The following is a 20,874-nucleotide window of genomic DNA, read 5'->3' as shown; positions in this document are numbered from 1 at the left end:
ACGGGCAGGTTAGCTCAATAAGAACCCGACGCAACTTCAGGGTTTCCTTAGGCTACATAGGAGCGATAGGGAACTATGCAGTAACTGAGTTCGGCTCGAGCCATGGTTTTTGATGTGACTAATGATAGCGGAAAATCAAAAAAGAACCTGGATAGTTTTATCAGGTTCTTTTATATTGCATATAAAACAGACACGATGATATAATCAGATTACGACTTCGTAATTTTTTAGGGACATAATTATTACATCTTACAATTTAACTTTACCATGCCGCTAAACTCTTGTCAAATGTTTTTTTCTCAATTTAATAGTTAGGAGAGATATTGAATGAGTTCTTTGGTTCTCGGTTTTCAGGAAATGGAAAAAACGCAGTTTTTGCTGGTTGGCGGAAAAGGGTTAAATTTAGGGGAATTATCAAAAATTGAAGGAATACCTGTACCAGAAGGTTTTTGTGTTACAACAGTGGGGTATCAAAAAGCCATCGAACAAAAAGAAACGTATTATGCATTGTTGGACCGACTAACAAGGCTAAAAGCAGAAGAACGAGCTCAAATTGGTGAAATCAGCAGGCAGATTCGACAAATGATTATGGAAGTAGAAGTTCCTTCCGATGTTGTGGAAGCAGTTACTCACTATCTCTCCCGGTTTGGAGAGGAACATGCTTACGCAGTGCGTTCTAGTGCGACTGCTGAAGATTTACCACATGCCTCTTTTGCTGGTCAACAAGACACCTATTTAAATATCATTGGCAAAGAAGCAATCTTGCAGCATATCAGCAAATGTTGGGCTTCCCTATTTACGGATCGCGCGGTTATCTACCGTATGCAAAATGGATTTGACCACAGTCAAGTTTATTTATCCGTTATCGTTCAAAGGATGGTTTTCCCTCAGGCTTCAGGAATTTTATTTACCGCTGATCCGATTACATCCAACCGGAAGCTGCTATCGATCGAAGCTAGTTTTGGACTTGGAGAAGCACTGGTCTCTGGCTTGGTCTCTGCCGATTGTTATAAAGTACAGGAAGGGGAAATCGTCGATAAGAGGATAGCAACCAAAGAATTGGCTGTCTATGGACGAAGAGAAGGCGGAACAGAGACCCGGCAGATCGACCCCGATCAGCAAAAGACTCAAACCCTTACTGAACAACAAATTTTACAACTGGCACGCATGGGAAGACAGATCGAAGCTTATTTTGGCTATCCACAAGATATCGAATGGTGTTTGGCCCATGATACTTTTTATATTGTCCAGAGTCGTCCAATCACGACTTTATACCCGATCCCTGAAGCAAATGATCAGGAAAATCACGTTTATGTATCTGTCGGTCATCAACAAATGATGACTGACCCGATAAAACCATTGGGATTGTCTTTTTACCTGTTAATAACTCCTGCACCCATGCGTATAGCCGGTGGAAGGTTGTTTGTTGATGTTACACATATGCTGGCTTCACCTGTCAGTAGAGAAACTTTCTTAAATACCCTGGGACAATCTGATCCGCTCATAAAAGACGCATTTATGACCCTAATAGAGCGAGATTTTATAAAATCGTTACCAGATGATAGAACAGAACAGAGTCCCGGTAATAGCAGTAAAGGTAGGTCGTCTGCAGGTTTTCAAGCACAAATCGAAAACGATCCGGCAATCGTTTCTGATTTGATTAAGAACAGTCAAACATCGATAGAAGAATTAAAACAAAACATCCAAACGAAATCAGGAGCAGATTTATTTGATTTTATTCTGGAAGATCTCCAAGAATTAAAGAAGATCTTATTTGACCCACAAAGTTCAAAGGTTTTTATGACTGCTATGGATGCTTCGTCATGGATCAATGAAAAAATGTACGAGTGGTTAGGTGAAAAAAACGCAGCAGATACGCTTTCTCAATCTGTACCAAACAACATTACTTCGGAAATGGGTCTGGCGCTGTTGGATGTCGCAGATGCGATTCGTCCTTATCCGGAGGTAATTGATTATTTACAACATGTAAAAAATGATAATTTTTTGGATGAAATGGTTAAGTTGAATGGTGGACAGGAAACTCAAGACGCTATCTATGCTTATCTCAACAAATACGGAATGCGATGTGCCGGTGAAATCGATATTTCGAGAACTCGTTGGAGTGAAAAACCAATTATACTTGTCCCCATGATTCTCAGTAATATCAAAAACTTTGAGCCTAATGCTGGCAATTGGAAATTTGAGCAGGGGCGACAAGAGGCTTTGAAAAAAGAACAAGAGTTATTAGATCGATTGAAGCAATTACCGGATGGTGAACAAAAAGCCAAAGAAACAAAACGGATGATCGATCTGATCAGGAATTTCATCGGTTATCGTGAATATCCCAAATACGGCATGGTTAATCGCTACTTCGTTTATAAGCAGGCTTTACTAAAAGAAGCCGAACAACTCGTACAAGCTGGCATTATTCACGAAAAAGAAGATATATACGATCTCACTTTTGAAGAACTTCACGAAGTCGTACGCACAAATAAACTGGATTATCAGATCATCAGTAAACGAAAAGACGATTACAAATTATATGAAAAACTAACTCCCCCGCGTGTAATCACGTCTGATGGTGAAATCATTGCGGGTGAGTACAAACGAGAAAATCTCCCAGCCGAAGCGATTGTAGGGCTGCCTGTTTCTACCGGAGTTATAGAGGGACGAGCACGTGTCATCTTAAACATGGAAGATGCTGATCTGGAAGATGGAGATATATTAGTCACCGCCTGTACTGACCCCAGCTGGACACCATTGTTTGTATCCATAAAAGGCCTAGTCACCGAAGTTGGTGGACTGATGACTCATGGTGCCGTTATCGCACGTGAATATGGCTTACCCGCAGTTGTCGGAGTGGAGAATGCTACCAAACTGATAAAAGATGGGCAACGAATTCGTGTGCATGGAACAGAAGGGTATATCGAAATATTGTAATGGCTGAATACGCTAAGTAATAGCCTCTGTCATAATGGACGGCATTAAATGCAACCTGTCATGGATAAAAGGGCGGTTATCCTGTTCGTCCTTTTATCCATGACACAAAATGATTTATACATAGCTGACCCGATAATCTAAATCTCTTGTCCTTTACGGGAATAGGTACAAGTACTTTTCCTCGACTTGAGACAAGAACTTGTACCGTTAGAACAAAAAATCCGCTAAAATAGCGGCTTTTAATGTCTTGTTCTCGACAGTATCGGGTGTTAAATACCCAAATGTGCCCTCAGAGTCGAACCTGCATATTCGCTTCTGAACAAGCCTCTTTCAACCAACTGCGGCATTAGTTTTCCAAAAAATATTTTCATAGATTCTTCTGAACCGCCTGGAAGAGCTATAAATCCGTCAATAGCCCCAGCCTCAAACCGCTCAATAATATCGTTCAATACGTCCTCAACTGTTCCAACGGAAACCCAATGAGCAGATCCGACGACCTCGGGTCTTGCCAACACATCTTCCACTGTAGGCTGATGGTTTATAATATACCGGCGCAAAAGCTCAGCATGTGTCCGGCTACGGACTGGGTGATTCGGATCGGGAAGCATATCGGCAGTTACGCGATGTTCCAAAGCAAAGCTGCTTAAATCAAGGCCAAGCACTGACTTGAGCAGTGCATGTCTGCGCTCCATACTTAGATGCGCATGTGCTGACTTATGTAATTCATGCGCTTCCTCGCGAGTTTCAGCCAAGAAAAAATATAATCCAGGCAAAACTTTGATGGCGTTCGGATGGCGTCCATGTTCTTTGGCTCTTTTTCTCAGATCATTTCGCAACTCCACTCCGGATTCAAGGTCTGGCATGGCCGCAAAAATAGCATCCGCTATTGAAGAGGCAAAATTTCGTCCTGTATCTGACGTGCCTGCTTGAAATAAAGGAATAGATCCCGATGTATGGGCAGGTAAAGTAAGCGGTCCCTGGACACTGAAAAAATCGCCTGAATGATTAATTGAAGAAACCTTATTCTTATCAGAAAAATGCCTGACTCGCGGTCAATTACAATCGCTTCATCAGGAAAACTTTCCCATAGTTTGCGTACGACATCAGTAAATTCCATTGCTTTCGCATATCTTTCTTGCGGTGAAGGCATAGGCGAATCACCGAAATTTTCTGCGCCTTCAATCGAAGTTACGATATTCCAGCCTGCGCGCCCGTTACTGAGCCAGTGCAACGACTGAAGCTGCCTTGCGACAACATACGGTGGATTGAAAGTGGTGGAAACCGTTGTCACTAATCCACTCCGCTTGGTTTCACGAGCAATCGCCGCAAAAATCATTGTAGGATCGGGACTGCCAAAGTTAGCGGAATCGCCCAGCATCTGCGGACTAACATAAAGATAATCCGCCTTGAAAATAAAATCGAGCTTTGCCTTCTCCGCCATTTTTGCCAAATCAATGTAATAGTCAATTGACCCCATCTTTTCCACACCGCTGTCCTGGTGCCGCCAACCGTCTCCTTTCATCCAAGTCGCAGATAAGGATAATCCAATGCATAATTGTCGATTTGTAGTCAACTCTATCAACCTTTCTCTATAGAAAAATAATGTTGCGCCTAGGAAATATTCCGATCAGTGCATGCTTAAGTAGGCGAAGCCAACCGAGTTAACATCCAACACCGACGTCTCTCCATGGCAACAAGCGCTCGGTGATCATAATCAGACCTCCGAATTAGTTAATAATGATTCTCATTATCAATATAGATTGTAGCAAGTACTACACAAAATGCAAATATACAAATCGCGAACGCTATATGTAGCATTATCTAATCCAGCCTTGCTGTGTGATTATTTATGATGATCTAATCTTAATCTATGCGTGATGCAGAGGGAGACACACCGAAATTATTTAAATACTTTTGATCTTGAACTTAAATTCTATTTCTTTTAGATGATAGTAAAGTCTATGAATTAATCCGTTTCCTTGGTTAGATAGGATTAAGCAATTGTTTCTATTCAACAAATATCCAAATAGTGATTGAGCTATCGAGAAACGATAGTTCAATGAACAAGACAGCAAGGCTATAACATGTCAAGTTGCATTAGAATTTAAAGAGCTGGAAGTTGCAGTTTCATCTGACCAACCTCCAGCCCGCAAGCTTAAATATCCCGTCGCTCAGGCCAGCTGCAGCGATGGCTTCCCTAATGAGAACCTTACGGTCATGGAACCCACAATTATAGTGAGTTCTATGATGTCCTTCGTCATTGGGGTAAAGTGACTGACTTGACTTGAGCAGAGGTATTTCCGTAAATATCCTTGGCCAGTACGAGAATATGCAGCGTATCGGCTTGGGAGGAACCACCCTGTTTGTATTTAGTAGTTGGAAGCGTTGCTGACCAATTGGCTTTATCTTCTGTAATATCGACACGAATGCCATTGACATAAACTTTAAGCTGCGCGATATCGCTTTGATCTGTGACTGAACCTTCCAAAGTGAGAACATCATCCGTGATTGAAGCATTCAACTTAAGTTCAGGGGTTCCTGTTTCCTTGCGTTTAGAGGGTGGGAGAGCAGTTTGCGGGTTATAGGAAAAGGTTTCATCCTCAAGCGCTGGCGTGCGTGCTGCAATAGGACGGTTTTTGGTCGCCTGCTCATAGGAATAAGCGTAACGAAGCAGGTCATTATCGCTGTATGCGGCACCTGCCATCGTCAGATTAACGGGCATTCCGGTATCCTTCATAGCGCCCATACTCACAGACACACTTGGGATACCGTACTCGCGTAGAATGAAATTCGTATTGGAGAAATAGTTGCCATTCTCCCAAGCCTCCTCATAGGATGTTTCATTCACATCGGAGTCAGCTTTGCCGATATTCGAATTTGCCGGGAATGCAATAAAATCAAGGTTGTTTTGCTTCATCCAATTTTCAAAATCAATCTTTCGCACATTTTCAAGCCCCCGTAGCCCTTCATGAAACTGGGGAATTTGTTCGTAAGGGGTGACGCCTTTCTTTATGGTTTCAATAAATACGTCATAGTGGCCAAGGTCTCTGCCACGTTTGGCATCTACCGAACCGGGCGGATTTGGGAAGACGGTTGCAGGGTCGATATTAGCCCATGACGGAAAATTCGGATCGCCCACACTTTTAAGGAATTCCTCAGCAGCATAAGGATTAAGCAATCCGAATTCCTTTTCAACCCACTTTGCCGGCATCAAACCACGTTCCTCAGGTGTTTTTGCTGTTGCCCGGTCTTTCTCGCTGTTCGCCTGCAAGGGGAAGTCAACTTCCACAACCTCAGCTCCAAGAGCAGTTAAATCTTTTACAGCTTTTTCCCATAATGCCTGTATCGAAGGTCTGAATTTGATCGGAGTTGTGGTTTCATGGTCCTTACCAATATAGATTTTCGGAACGCCAATGCGCTTGCCTTTTAAAGCTTGAATGTCTCGCAGCTCTAAATAGGATTTGGGACGGACACTGTTGACAGAAGGGAGTCGAACGGCTTTCTGTTCTCGCCAGAAATCCCCCTTGGTGATCTTATCTTCTACAACGATCACGTCAAGCAAGCGGAGCATGTCCTCGACAGTCCTCGTATGTGGGACAACGACATCCCGTATAGGGAAGAGCGGCCAATTCCCCCGAATGGAGATTAGGCCCCGCGATGGCGTGTAGGCAATTAAACCATTGTTAGATGCTGGTGATCTTCCAGAGGATACCGTTTCTTCCCCCATACCGAAGGCAGCAAGGTTGGCGGCTGTTGATACGCCAGATCCGTTAGAGGAGCCAGAGTACCAAGCTGCAGCCAAATAATTTGGATTGTACGGACTTTCAGCACGGCCATAAACGCCTCTTTGCATTCCCCCTGCTGCCATTGGTGGCATGTTGGTTTTACCAATGAGCACCCCACCGGATTTGCGTATCTTCTCTACTGTAAAGGCATCGTCTTTTGCCATCAGATTTTTGAAAGCCGGAGATCCAGAAGCAACAGTGAGTCCCTTAACCTTGTAGCTGTCTTTAACCGTGTAGGGGATGCCTTGTAGAGGACCGGTCTTAATACCATGTGCCCTTAGTTGATCAGCCTGAGCGGCTTCTTTTAGTACGTCGGGGTTCAGAACAGGGATGGAATTCAGCCGAATGCCACTAGAATCATAGGCATATACGCGGTTAAGGTACAGGGCGGTGAGTTCGACACTCGACAGTGCTCCTGACTTCATCGCGTCCTGCATCTGAGCAATCGTAGCCTCTTGCAATTGAAATGTAACTAGGGAGGAGACGGGTTCACTACTGGTTTTACTTGAGGAAGAGGGCGAAGGGGTGGCGGATGCAAGGGAGCATCCCGTGAGAGTTAAAATCATACCAGTCGCGATCCATTTGCAATAATTACCGATTACATTCCTTGCATTCGCTTTTAGCATTCGTGCGCACATAGCATTTTCACTCCTTAAATTAGATAGGATCAGGAATTTGAATAGAGAGGAACGAGAAATTAATAAATGTTTCTAATTATACTACTTATTTTCATACGAAATGTCAATTTTTGTAATACGGATATAAAGGGACCCATTTAAGGTAAAATGGTGCCCGAGATTACACTAGGGAGCTTCCCTAGCAAATCCCGAGCACCAGAGGGCGTTTTCCATGGGTTACACTTGTAAGTCACTGAGGATGAAACACCCATACATCCTCAATATAGTAAACATTTGTCTAAGATAAATACGAGCGATCATAATGAAAATTCAATGAAATCCACGTAGGCATCCCAGGTTCCGTCATCGCTCGTCAAGGTGAGTTTGACGTCCTGATCTCCGGTAGCGTGAGTAATGTTGGATAAAGTTTGGACAGTCGGCGTTTTGCCCGTGAAATAAAAGGAACCCACAGTACTCCTCCAATAACCAAGTCCACTTTGGCCGTAGTACTAGCATTGCTTGAAGCCCCCCGTACTGAGATATTATGCGTAGGGTTGGCAAAATACTGTGAGTATGATGCATAGTCAGCAGTGGCATAGAGAGCAGCCCCGTCAAAAGGTGTACTGATCTTGCCCGCATAAGTGCCGCCAATGTTCATGTTCTCAGCTTCAACCTTTGTCCCCGTATTGCTCCCCGTGTTGGGGGTAAACTGCCAGGCATCCAAATTAAATAGATTGCCGTTTCCTGTCCCAGTAAACACCAGATAAATGTTGCGAACCCCAGTTGCATTATTGATCGTGGTCTCTACTTCTCTCCAGGTCTGCATACCTCCAGTTGAAGGTACTTTTAAGGTGCCGACTAAAGGGCCTGTCTCACTGTCAAGACGTACTTCAATACTACCACCGACATTTGTGGCAACATTGGCTTTGAACGTCTTTGCTCCGGTAGAGCCAAAATCAGCCTTCCCGACAGCGATCCAGTCCCCATTGTGAATATTGGTCACATTCAGATTACTGACCGGACCGCCAGTGGCTTGAGTGGGCTCGGTCGTAATACCCGCCTGCCACGCCATGGTTTCCGCTTCAACTCTGGTATATGGATTTAGATTGGATAGCTGAGCTATTCCAGTCATATTCCCTTGTACCTCCTGGATGCTTCCATCGGTATTGTACACCAGTTTATTAATGTGAGGAGAGCGATAGCCTTTTCCATTTCCAATTTGTGCCTTGCTGACCGTTTGGGCATGATACACGACGTACCACTCATTTTTAAAGTTAAATACAGCATGGTGGTTGTTGCCGCCAACGCCGAAGAATGTATAGGGGTTTTTCAGGAAATGGCCTTTATAAGTGAAGGGGCCCATCGGGTTATCGCCGACCATATAGCCGATTTCACCTGCAGGGTACTGTGGCGGGTGTGTCCCGGCAAAGTTAATGCAGTAGGAATAATAGTATTTGCCATTGTACTTATGAATACCGGAATCTTCAAATAAGTAAGGTGCATCAATGGTGGTTGTGCTTCCAGCAACACTTATCATATCGGCCCCCAACTTGATCACTCTAGCTGTTTTAGGATTAGCAATGGAAGCGGGATCGGATTCGTTAGGAATTCCCCCACCGCTATACAGGTATCCTGTGCCATCATCATCCACCAACACAGCCGGATCAAAAAGCCATGTCACGCCAGCCATTCCAGGCGTACTATGTGTCACAAGCGCTTTACCGAGGGGGTCTGTCCAAGGTCCGATCGGCGTGTCTGCTGTCAGGACTCCAATTCCTGCCCCACCATTGGCAAAATAAAGAAAGAATTTATCTTTGCCATTCAATTTTTTATGCGCAATTGCTGGAGCCCAGGAGTTAGAGGCCCATTTGGCAATGCCTCTACCGTTGTTCTTGTTGTTGGCACCTGCGACCGGTATCGTTCCGTGATCCGTCCAATTCACCATGTCCGCGGAGGAAATGACCTGGATGCGATCCAGTGCACTGAAGTCATTGTCTTTAATCGATCCATCATTGTTATAAACATACGTATCACTTGACATGTAGACATACACCCTTCCACCATATACCAATGAATAGGGATCAGCTCCCAATTTATGATCCACTAGAGGGTTGGAATTTCCAGGGAGTTTAGCCAGTGGTCGATTGGCAGCATCTACACTTAGCACGAGAGAGACACCAAGCAATAAAGTGAAGGAGAGAAATAAAGCTAGACATTTTCTAATCATAACAATAACCTCCGTTTTTTTATATGGTCCAAAGCCGAGCTATTCATAAATTTATCAAACTCAAGAATATACTCAGACCTCTACCCGTAAGGAGAACTGCTGTGAAGAGGGCACGAGAAATAGAAATGAAATCGCTTACATTTATTGAATTTAAAAGTGAACTACGAGAGGAGAGTCACCATATACTGGTCTCTGTTCATTTATTGACAACTCCAGTTATGTGTTGGAGAAAGTATAGTAATCATAAACATTGGGTTATTAAATATTAATATGTAAATTGATTGCAAATAATGGTTTTATTTGGCGCAATCATAGCATGTTCTATCAAAAATAACAATATCATTCTATTTTCTAAAAAAAGCGAATCGAAAGGAACGTAAATTACGATACCAATGGCATGCTGGACCTTTGCAAAATCGAGATATCCGACCTGTTATTCCAAGCAAGCGCAATCGACGGGTGAAACTTTAAGTTGGCATTAGTTAAACACACTATGTACATACGTTGTATGCTGAACATGACTGGATAAAATATACGAGTAATTAGTATGAATGATTGCAGCAGAAGAGGCAGCCCTGCAGGGATGCTTTTGCCTGTCCAGGGGAGATTGCATTAATGCAACACTGATATCCAATTTCCAGTATCCTAAATTAGTGCAATAAATGTTGTAAAGTTAGTATGGGCAGTTACCTGATTCATTCATTATTATAACTGCTGTAATCTACATTACCTAGACTGGGGTGACAAAGTTGAACGAAAGTAAAAAGAAGACGGATCGGCAGTCTGCTGATGGTAGGTGTGTTGACATGTCGGCCGTGTTGAACGGGTGCAGCAGCAATAGCGAGCGGTCACAAGCCGGGTGACACAAAAACTACATGTGCCAGGCTGGAGATAAGAACGGTAAATACGATCAACCGGTAACAATTACGTATTTGTGACCATGGGGTTCAGATGTTAAGTTCAAACCAGGAGAAATCATACCAAATGGACAAAAGAAAAGCTGGGAATCGAGTTGAAAAATCAGTAGGTTTCTCCATCCACAAACAATGCATTTAAGACAAAACTGCGTTTGTCTCTTGTATCAAGCGCTGACTTGCTGATATTATCTCATATCGCGGCGAATTGTTTGATCAATATGCTGACGAGACATGGAAGGAATGTCGAGGGACAAGAACATGGCCCGATTACCAATTATCCAACAAATGGTAGTCATCTTGAACTTTCAAGTTCGTTATCCGTTTCACGGATCGACTTTATCACAAATTCAGAGAAAGCTTTTACTGTTGGAGATAACCACTTTTTCTTTTTAATTAGCATATGAGAGTATATCGGATCGAACTTTTCGGAATGACTTACAATTTTAAGTTTTCCTCTATCCACGTCTTCTTTAACTGTAATATAAGGCAAAAAAGAAAATCCAAGCCCACTCATAACGGTTTGTTTAATCGCCTCTATACTCCATAACTCCATGGTTTGAAATGGATGAATATCATGCTTTACAAGATATCTTTCAAACATGGTCCGATAACTACAGCTTTCTTCATTCGTAATAAAAAAATGGTTGGTGTTCTCTCGCTTATATTCATCGAAATGGTCTGGACCGTCATTGCTGCACACCAGGACAATGTTCTCCTGGGCCAAAGAATAATGAATGCATTTTTCCGGATGTATTTCCGGGTAGACCATGAAAGCCACATCTACACGTCCACTGATTAAGTTAACCTGGTTTTGTTCACATGTACCGTTGATAAGGATGAATTTGACATGAGGATATTTCAAAGAGAATTCCCTTATAATCGGGCTTAATCTAGAAATTGTTAAAGACTCTGGTGCAGCCACCTTTATAGCACCTTTAACCTCCTGGTTGCTTCGTATATTTCTAATCTGGTCATGAGTAGCCAGTAGATCTTCTGCCAGAGGTATTAATTCTCTCCCTAATTGAGTAAGTTTCAAGTGCCTTCTTTCGTAAGTGAAAAGCTCCCCGCCAATCTCTTCTTCAAGCGACTGTATATGGGCAGTGATCGTGGACTGAGTGTATCCCAATTGCAATGCAGCCCCTGTATAACTTCCGATTTCGATAATCGTCTGAAATGTAATAAGGTGTCTAATTTCCATCGATGTTCTCCTTAGGTTTAATTTCTATCGATAAAAATGATAATGATTTTGAATATTTCAATTTTATTAATGAACAGATCCATCATACAATGGAATCCTTCTGATCGTAAATTAATCTACAAGGGAGGAAACAATGAATGGAACCGTTCAAAATTTCAATTCCAGAGCAACAACTGCATGATCTGTCTATCAGACTAAAACAGGTTCGATGGCCTTCGAGTTTCTCTGTAGAACCATGGGCTCTGGGGACAGACCGTTCCTTTTTAAAGAGATTAGTTGATTATTGGAGCACGGAATACAACTGGCGTGAACAGGAAGCATGGTTAAACCGTTTCCCGCAGTTTATGGAACATGTGGATGGCTTCGATATACACTTTGTACACGTTCGGGGTGAAGGCACATCCGCACGACCACTGTTGTTGACTCATGGATGGCCAGGATCATTTGTAGAGATGTTAGAACTAATCCCTTATCTAACAACTCCATCACTATATGGTGGACATGCTGAAGAGGCTTTTGACGTGATTATTCCCTCATTGCCAGGCTTTGCATTTTCGAGTAAACCCACACGACCGGGAGTGGGGTCCAAATACGTAGCTACGCTTTGGGCAAAACTTATGGATCGTTTGGATTATGAAAGGTATTTGGTTCAGGGAGGGGATATTGGAGCAGGGGTCTCAACATGGTTAGCATTCATGTACCCTGAACGGGTGATGGGACTTCATCTCAATTATATTCCAGGAAGCTACAAGCCACCCCTCACTCCGAATACACCATCTGTTAGCGAAGAAGAGCAAGCTTACTTAGACATCGTAGCTGAGTGGTTGGACCGAGAAGGTGCTTATAGCGCCCTTCATAGAACGAAGCCGGAAACACTGGCTTTTGCACTAAGTGATTCCCCAACCGGTCTTGCCAGCTGGATGGTAGAAAAATTTCAAGGTTGGAGTGACTGTGACGGGGATATCGAAAGGTCTTTCTCACTTGATCATATCCTCACTAACATATCGATTTACTGGTTTACCAATTCGATTGCTTCTTCCATGCGAATATATACTGAAGGTACCAAAATGCCACTGCATTTCACCGAAGATCAGCGTGTTACTGTTCCAACAGGGGTTTCCTTATTTCCCAAGGAGCTGCCCACGCCTCCCCGAAGCTGGGTAGAACGCGCCTATAATATTACGTACTGGGAGAAAGCGAATAAAGGCGGTCATTTTGCCGCTATGGAAAATCCTAAATTGTTTGCCGAACATCTAAATCATTTTTTTCATTCCATAAGCATCTGATAGTCTCTATCCTTGAGAGGGTTATGAACAACCAGTACATTTTTTACCAGACATACATTTACCCCTTAAAGGGGAATGGACACAAAGTTGGCCCTCAAACTTTGTCTTAGAGATTACCACAGTGAAACTGGAGTTGACCTGACTACTAAGATCATGTGAAAAGGGGCAAATTTTAATTTTGTGTCACTCTAATCATTAGCAACGAGAATTATTATTAAAAATGGAATTAGAAATAGATTTAAAGAATCTGGAGAGATGTAGACCAAATGAAAGGAATTCTTTGAAGCTGATAAAGTAAATACCCAATGCGGATATTGTTGATCAAACTGTAAAATATGTAAATGCAAAGCGGTAACACAACTCAATATTCTTCTACAAAATCACATATGAGATTCATTCCGCTTCGGTAGGTTCACATATTAGTCCATATAAAATGAGAAAAATATCGGGGTGTATACACTTAAATAGATACATTTATCCATGCTTCTCTTAATGATAATTCAGCCTAGTATATTCACAACCTCAACCATACTACACAGCTTCGATATTGTTATATGAATAAAACTGATCGAAACCGTCAGTATCACTCACTAATCTCAAGGCAAAGGAGCATAGATGATCCAACAAAATAACCAGTACTCTTGAATGAACTTACAGGGCAAAGAGAGCTTGGAATAATTCAATGCGCAATAAAAAGCTCATGTCGTTGGCTTTGCGTCTAGTTATCGAAGAAAAAAAGGACATTGACCATTTAATTAGTCGCTTATTTAGCGGCTTTTTATATTTTGGAACGACTGCCCGAACTAAAGATGAGAGATTTTATTATATTTCCGGAAAGTGTACAGTTCATACTTTGGAAAACCTGACAAGGCCTTGATCGATATGTGGGTGAAAAGGAAAACTGAAGAGGGGGTTATTCGAAAAAATAAATGCGGTGAAACTCGGGGGCACAGTCTAATTGAGCAATTTAATCGCTCCGCAAGCTTGCTAATGATCTCAAAAGAGGGCATCGCATTTCCTTTCTCAATTTGACTAATGTAACCTCTGGTTCCAACATCTCTAGCTAGATCCTTCTGACACATTTATAAACCTTTTTGTAAGTTCTTTATCTTCTTCCTAGTAAATAAGAATTTGTGTAGCCACGGTATTGGAAGAGGGAGAGGGCTTGGTAATTACAATCTTCATTGGTTTCTCTGACTTAAGGAGGAAGAATTGATGTGGAAGAAATGTAGTTTGTTTTTATTAGTTCTAGCATTTGTGTCGATTTGCATTTCTGAGATGCCTGCGTCTGCTGCCAGCTCTACAATTACCAAGCATATAGGAAATTCTAACAATGAAATTTGAAATGGAAGGAGAAGATGTCTAAACGTGCTATGACAGATGAAGCCAAAGCATTGAATCCTTGTTTTTCAATCTTCTATGCCGTGAATATGAGAAAAGGCTGAACCAGCTTGTGAAAGCTTTTTATATTATTTTGTGCTGCTATCCTTCCACTGAGAAAGCTAGGACAGAATCAGGATTCTGAGGCTTCTTTGAGGATGTTATTACATAAAAGCGGATCTTAATACAATCTTAATGCTGTAGGCAAATTCGTAATACGGTACTGATTTTGCTCATGATATACTATGGATTGAGAGAGAATATAGTAGAGGGTGGGCACAAGATGGCAGCAAAACAGAACGATGCCGGGTCCATACTTGATCGAATTACTGACTTGCCAGTAAGAAAAAGTAGAGGAAGACTGAAAATTTTTGTTGGATATGCACCAGGTGTTGGGAAGACCTGTGCAATGCTTAGCGACGCTCACGAAGAGCAAAAAGAGGGTATAGATATCGTAGTTGGATATATTAAACATTATGCCCGGCCATACACTGCGGCGTTGTTGGAAGGACTTGAACTTCTTCCTTACATCAAAATTTCAAATAAAGAATCCTCAACTAAGGAATTTGATCTGGACCAAGCGCTCCAGAGAAGTCCTGACCTTATTTTATTGGACGATTTGGCCCATACCAACGCGGCAGGATGCCGACATAAAAAAAGATATCAGGATGTGGAGGAACTTCTTCGCGCAGGAATTCATGTATATACGACGATGAATGTTCAACAGATCGAAAGTCTAACGGATATTGTCTACTCCATTACTGGCATTTCCGTTGACGAACGCATACCGGACAGTGTATTTGACAGTGCTGATCAGGTGGAATTAGTCGATATTGAACCGGATGATTTAATAGGACGTTTGAATAGGGGAAAGATTTACCCTGAGGAGGAGAATACACAGGCTCATTTATTTACCAAAGAGAAGCTGACGACTCTACGTGAAATTGCTTTGCGTAATACAGCAAGTCAGTTAAACCGAATCGCGGAGCAAATCAGTGAGCAGGCGAAAAGAAATGAATTTGATACGAAAGAACATATTCTGGTCTGTCTGTCTTCGGCTGCTTCCAATAAGAAAGTGATCCGAACAGCAGCAAGAATGGCGGCAGCTTTTCATGGTCATTTCTCCGCGTTGTTTGTGGAAACACCAGAAGCGAGAGAATTGACATCAAAAAATAAAGCGGAGTTAAGGGAGAACCTTAGGCTGGCTGAGCAAATGGGTGCACAAATCGCAACGATGTATGGAGACGATATTCCAGGACAGATTGCCGAATATGTCAAAACAAGCTGTGTATCGAAAATTGTCCTAGGACGCTCCCCTTACAAGAGGAGAGGGCTTGCAAAATCCAATGTAAGTGATAAACTAACGGCCTTACTTCCTAATATTGAAATCTATATTATCCCCTATACTCAGTCTTCCTTCTATAAAAGATTGCCTTTTTACGAAAAATACCCATTGCTGTCGTTGGCAGATACTATCAAGACCATTGCTATCTTGGCTGTGTGCACAATTATTGGCTTGTGGTTTAAGTATTTGGAATTCCGAGAAGCTAACATTATCACCGTGTACATTCTGGGAGTTTTGTTAAATGCAATTGTGACCAAGGGCAGAATGTATAGCGCCATTTCTTCGGTTATGAGTGTACTTGTGTTTAATTATTTTTTTACCGAGCCTTATTATTCTTTACAGGCTTATGATTCAGGCTATCCGGTCACCTTTCTGGTCATGCTGGCTGCTTCTTTCATGACGAGTACACTAACTATGCGAGTAAGAGAGCAGGCTCGGCAATCCGCGCAAAAAGCTTACCGTACCGAGGTGCTTCTGGAAACAAGCCGGAAATTGCAACAGGCCAAAGACTCTCCGGCTATTATTAATGAAATGGCACATCAAATGGTAAAGTTGTTGGACAGAATGGTCATTTTCTATTCAGTTGACCAAGGGGTACTGTTGGCGCCGCAGTTTTTTCCAAAGAAAGAATCTGCAGTTGATCCAGGGGTCTACACAGGAGGCAACGAACGTGCAGTTGCAGAGTGGGTATATAAAAACAACAAGCGTGCAGGAGCAACAACGGATACTTTTTTTGGCGCTAAGTGTCTATATCATGCGGTGCGTGGAGGAGAGCAGGTTCTTGCGGTGGCAGCTATTGTAATGGATGAGGAAGAACCTTTAGAAGTTTTTGAAAATAGCCTAATGCTTGCCATGCTGGGAGAATGCGCGCTGGCGCTAGAGAAAGAAAAACTGAACGAAAGACAACAAGAGATCTCCATGCAAATCCAGCAGGAGCAACTCCGTGCCAGTCTGCTTCGGTCCATTTCTCATGATTTACGCACTCCACTTACCAGCATCTCAGGCAATGCGGGGATTCTTCTTGGAAACCCAGAGGTACTAAACGAGGAACAGAAAAAAGGTCTATATACGGATATATATGACGATTCCATGTGGTTAATCAATTTAATAGAAAATTTGCTGTCTATTAGTCGAATCGAAGGTGGTACTCTAAATCTGAATTTTCAGGCAGAATTAATGGAGGAAGTCATTTCGGAGGCTCTGCTTCATGTGAATCGCAACAGTGTGAAGCATGTCATTCAGACGGAACTGGATGATGAATTGATGATGGCTCGAATGGACTCCCGACTTATTGTTCAGGTATTGATCAATATGATTGATAATGCAATCAAGTATACCCAAGATGGCTCTCACATCACAATTTCAGCAAGACGCGAGAGACATATAGTCATTGTAGAAATCTCAGATGATGGCCCCGGTATTTCTTCAGAAGAAGTCAAGGTTAGACTGTTTGAGATGTTTTATACGGCAGACAACATTCATGGGGACGGACGTCGTGGATTAGGATTGGGGCTTTCTCTGTGCAAATCAATTGTGAATGCTCATGGAGGTACTATTGGTGTTAAGGACAATATCCCTAAAGGGACGGTTTTTTATTTTACCCTGCAAGCTGAGGAAGTGAATGTTCATGAATAAACCTTTTATTCTTGTTGTGGAGGACGATAAACCCATCCGCAAGCTGATTACGACAACGCTGGAGACACAGGGGTATAAATATCATACGGCTGAAACAGGGAAAGCATCGATTTTAGAAGCAGTATCCAAGCAGCCGGATCTAATGATTCTGGATTTGGGGCTGCCGGATATGGATGGTGTAGATATCATAAAAAAGTTTCGTGCATGGTCGAATATGCCTATTATCGTGGTCAGCGCACGCAGCGAAGATCGGGATAAAATAGATGCGCTGGATGCCGGAGCGGACGATTATCTAACAAAGCCCTTCAGTGTAGAAGAACTGCTGGCCAGACTTCGAGTCAGTTTACGAAGAATTCGAAATGACAGTGATAAGCTCCTGAAGGATGCTTCCAGCTTTATTAATGGAAATTTAAAAATTGATTATGCAGCAGGATGCGTATGGATCGGTGAAGAAGAAATTCACCTGACCCCAAGCGAATATAAACTGCTTTGCCTGCTGGCAAAACATGTAGGCAAAGTACTGACCCATAATTTTATCCTGCATGAAATCTGGGGCAACCACAGCTATGACATTCCTGCCCTGCGTGTGTTTATGGCAACGCTGAGAAAAAAAATAGAAAAAACATCATCACAAACTAAGTTTATTCAAACACATATCGGAGTTGGTTACCGTATGCTTCAGGTTGGAGATGATGGCTAGGTAACAATACCATTATGTAATTAGAGATCATGCTCTTATGGAGCATGGTCTCTTTATTTTTCATCTGCCATCTAAATCTTAAGATGATCTTTATACCTATATGAAAACCCTAATCCTAAACTAATGGTGAAAATGTTACGCTGAACTCTGAAGTAAAGAGGATAAGGAGGTTCGGCATGTGAGATGGGCACTACCTTGTTCGTCTGTTTCATCGGCTAAGCTGTCAACTGAGTGAAAGGGAAAGAGGTATGGGGAATGAATGAAATTTTAACAAGTGCGGGTCTGATCTCAATTGTGCTGGCGGTGCTGTATTCCGTTAAAAAAATATATGATTTTATCGATTTGCAGAAGGTGACACGGAAGGATCTCTATGAGAACTATGATATATATAAAGCAGCTCAGAAGTTTGCTCTCGGTACACCCGCCGATGAGATCAGAGAAATCCTGACAAACAGCTATGAGTTAGACGATAACCAGGTTGAAGAGACAATGTTTTTGGCTCTTCCTCATCGGAACGATACCGATGGTGGTTATCTTGCCTTTATCAAGGCTGTAAATCGGGTGCTGGAACAAGAGGTTTATAGCTAAACTCCGAAAGAAGGAAAAATATGAATCGTCAGGCCGCGTTACCTGTTGTTTGCTCCCAATCTGGCCGGAGAACAATTTCTACAAGCGCTGAGTGAAGAAGAAAAATTATTTGTTGCTTTGGCATCCAATCCTGATCAACAACACCATTTGTAAGAATTAGGAGTAGAAAATGTTATTGAAAGCTTAGAAGGCTTATTCCACTTGTTGAAGACGGAGTGAGCCCTTTTTACATGCAGAAAATTCAACTACAATAAGCAATTAAAAACGGCAAGTCATATATGCAAAGAGGAAGGGAGAATAAGTTCTATAAATTCCATGAAAGCGTTTGACATATTTGAATATCAATCTATAATTATGAACAGAATTGGACCTCACTGAGATGCAAGTATCCTGATTTTTTCAATCTGAATCGGATTAAGATGTCGCCAATTTTCAAATAGGTCGCTGCCTAAGAGGAATACGATAATTGATAGAGCTGTTGTTCATAAACAGCAAGCTTCATAACCAGGGGCTTGCTCTTTCATTTACCTAAGGAGAATGGGTCGGAATGACACTTAAAAAAAGAATCTTTTTATTGTTTTTTCTCAGCGCGTTTATTCCCTTTATCAGTATATTTGCAATTTCTTACTATACCATTGATTCCATTTTTGCGAATAAAATCAATGATGGAATTCGGAGCAATCTACAGCAGGTAACTTCATCACTGGAAAATTCAATTACCAACCTGAATCATGTTACTCAGCAATTATCATATAGTGGTACATTAGGAAAAAAACTGGATGAAGTCTTGAAGCCTTCCTCCAATATATTTGAATTGATTGAGGCTAGAGATGAATTAAAGAATGAGTTAAATGTCGTAACGTTTACTAATCCGAATATAGGTCTGACCTTATACTATTTCCAGAAAGAAGGCACTACACAGTTCGCTAACTTTCCCATCAAAGATCGTTTTTCTCCCGAGTCTTTGCCTGTGCTTTCCAAATCATATGGCATTGCGTACTATGGTCCCCATATGAGTATGAACCGATTTGATGATCAGCTTGTTTTATCTGCTATGCGAAAGGTACAGCTGCCTCAAAGGGACGATGTATATATTTACGTCGAATCCGGCTTTCGTCTTACACAGGATATACTGGGTTACAATCAATACAAAGGAGCTTTATCGCATTTAATCCTGAATGGTGAGGGCAACATTGTTTACAGTGAAATTCCAGAAGCGATGAAGGTCGGAGAGAATTTCTCCAGCATATCGAAAGGTACTGCAAAAGATGGAATATCCCGTGATTACCATTGGTTTAAGGAGGACTCCAGTCAGAATTGGAGCGTCATATCGGTAATTTCGCAGGCTAAGTATCAACAGGAGAAAAACCAATGGTTGCTTCAAATATTACTGGTCGCTTTATTTTTTCTCGGCTTTACCGTATTTCTGGCTTGGCTTCTGTGGAAGATGGTTTACAAACCACTAGGTCTGTTCCATTCTGAAATTAACGGAATGTCTCAGAATCCACAAAAGGCAGGCAGCCAGACCCGCACTCAAATTCCCGAGTTTGATTTTCTGTTGGGAGAATTCTCAAATATGCAGCATCAAATCGGAGACCTGTTCAAGGAAGTGCAGCAGAAAGAGAAGATTCGTGCAGATTTGGAAGTGGAAAAATTGTTATATCAGATCAATCCTCACTTTCTAATGAATACGCTGGATACTGTGCACTGGCTGGCCGTCATGAACGGACAAGGAGAGATTGACAAGTTGGTGCAATCCTTAAACAAGCTGTTGTATTACAATTTGGGTAAATTAGGGCAAGTATCCACGATGGAAGAGGAAATTGATGCGCTAAGACAGTACCTAATCCTGCAGCAAATTCGATATGACTTTGAATTTGACGTGCGTATTTCAGCGGATGATCAAGTTCTTCAAATACCTGTGCCTCGTTTTATTCTGCAACCGTTGGTTGAAAATTCACTTTATCATGGACTGAGTGACGAAGGTTTTATTCAAATTGAAGTTACACTTGCCAAAACGCTGAATATTTTAATACAGGATAATGGAGCAGGCATGACCGAGGAAGCGATTCAAAGACTTCTGAATAATCGTATAGCTGAACATAAAAAAGTAGGGATGGGCATCGGACTCAATTATGTCCACCGCATGTTGAGGGCACAGTATGGAGATCAAGCACAACTGGTGATCGAAAGTGAATTGGGTACAGGGACAAGTATACTGCTCATACTTCCTATCAAAGGAGAAGATGTCTGAGG

9 protein-coding genes and 2 pseudogenes are annotated in these 20,874 nt (G+C 42.0%); 6 read left to right on the top strand and 5 right to left on the bottom strand.

Annotated features, from left to right (window positions below; genetic code table 11):
- Positions 1-327 precede the first annotated feature (327 nt).
- Positions 328-2,940 carry a phosphoenolpyruvate synthase gene (gene ppsA / locus ACUUJN_RS13525; protein WP_028541607.1) on the top strand — a complete coding sequence of 871 codons (2,613 nt, stop codon included), beginning with the start codon at positions 328-330 and terminating at the stop codon, positions 2,938-2,940.
- Between the two features lie 269 nt (positions 2,941-3,209).
- Here the strand turns inward: ppsA and ACUUJN_RS13520 are convergent.
- The 4 genes and pseudogenes from ACUUJN_RS13520 to ACUUJN_RS13505 all read right to left on the bottom strand — a co-directional run bounded on the left by ACUUJN_RS13520 (position 3,210) and on the right by ACUUJN_RS13505 (position 11,684).
- Positions 3,210-4,513, bottom strand: a pseudogene (locus ACUUJN_RS13520) (NtaA/DmoA family FMN-dependent monooxygenase).
- 684 nt (positions 4,514-5,197) lie between these two features.
- Positions 5,198-7,363: an amidase gene (locus tag ACUUJN_RS13515; RefSeq protein WP_484668584.1), complete on the bottom strand. Its 2,166-nt coding sequence runs from the start codon at positions 7,361-7,363 to the stop codon at positions 5,198-5,200.
- A 296-nt stretch (positions 7,364-7,659) separates the two neighbouring features.
- Positions 7,660-9,569: pseudogene (locus ACUUJN_RS13510) on the bottom strand (carbohydrate-binding protein).
- 1,209 nt (positions 9,570-10,778) lie between these two features.
- Positions 10,779-11,684, bottom strand: coding sequence for a LysR family transcriptional regulator (locus ACUUJN_RS13505; protein ID WP_484668583.1), 906 nt, complete (start codon positions 11,682-11,684; stop codon positions 10,779-10,781).
- Positions 11,685-11,821: 137 nt separating this feature from the next.
- Here ACUUJN_RS13505 and ACUUJN_RS13500 point away from each other — a divergent pair, with 137 nt between their 5' ends.
- The gene (locus ACUUJN_RS13500; protein ID WP_028541598.1) at positions 11,822-12,970 is read left to right on the top strand and encodes an epoxide hydrolase family protein; all 1,149 of its coding nucleotides are present in this window, start codon (positions 11,822-11,824) and stop codon (positions 12,968-12,970) included.
- Positions 12,971-13,773: 803 nt separating this feature from the next.
- On the opposite strand, the gene ACUUJN_RS13495 is transcribed toward ACUUJN_RS13500, so the two are convergent.
- A complete protein-coding gene (locus ACUUJN_RS13495; RefSeq protein WP_484668582.1) occupies positions 13,774-14,052 on the bottom strand; it encodes a helix-turn-helix domain-containing protein in 279 nt (92 codons plus the stop codon).
- 581 nt (positions 14,053-14,633) lie between these two features.
- Here ACUUJN_RS13495 and ACUUJN_RS13490 point away from each other — a divergent pair.
- From ACUUJN_RS13490 to ACUUJN_RS13475, 4 genes are all read left to right on the top strand, one after another.
- Positions 14,634-17,330: a DUF4118 domain-containing protein gene (locus tag ACUUJN_RS13490; RefSeq protein ID WP_484668581.1), complete on the top strand. Its 2,697-nt coding sequence runs from the start codon at positions 14,634-14,636 to the stop codon at positions 17,328-17,330.
- Positions 17,323-18,030, top strand: a complete 708-nt coding sequence (locus ACUUJN_RS13485; protein WP_484668580.1) for a response regulator — start codon at positions 17,323-17,325, stop codon at positions 18,028-18,030. Before ACUUJN_RS13490 ends, ACUUJN_RS13485 begins: the two co-directional genes overlap by 8 nt.
- A gap of 255 nt (positions 18,031-18,285) precedes the next feature.
- Positions 18,286-18,618 carry a hypothetical protein gene (locus tag ACUUJN_RS13480; protein ID WP_484668579.1) on the top strand — a complete coding sequence of 111 codons (333 nt, stop codon included), beginning with the start codon at positions 18,286-18,288 and terminating at the stop codon, positions 18,616-18,618.
- Positions 18,619-19,165: 547 nt separating this feature from the next.
- Complete coding sequence (locus tag ACUUJN_RS13475; protein WP_053325510.1) at positions 19,166-20,872, top strand: sensor histidine kinase; 1,707 nt, start codon at positions 19,166-19,168, stop codon at positions 20,870-20,872.
- The last annotated feature ends 2 nt before the right edge of the window (positions 20,873-20,874 follow it).

It is taken from the genome of Paenibacillus sp. LRG-1 (assembly GCF_057220305.1).
This window is presented reverse-complemented; position numbering and strand designations above follow the sequence as displayed.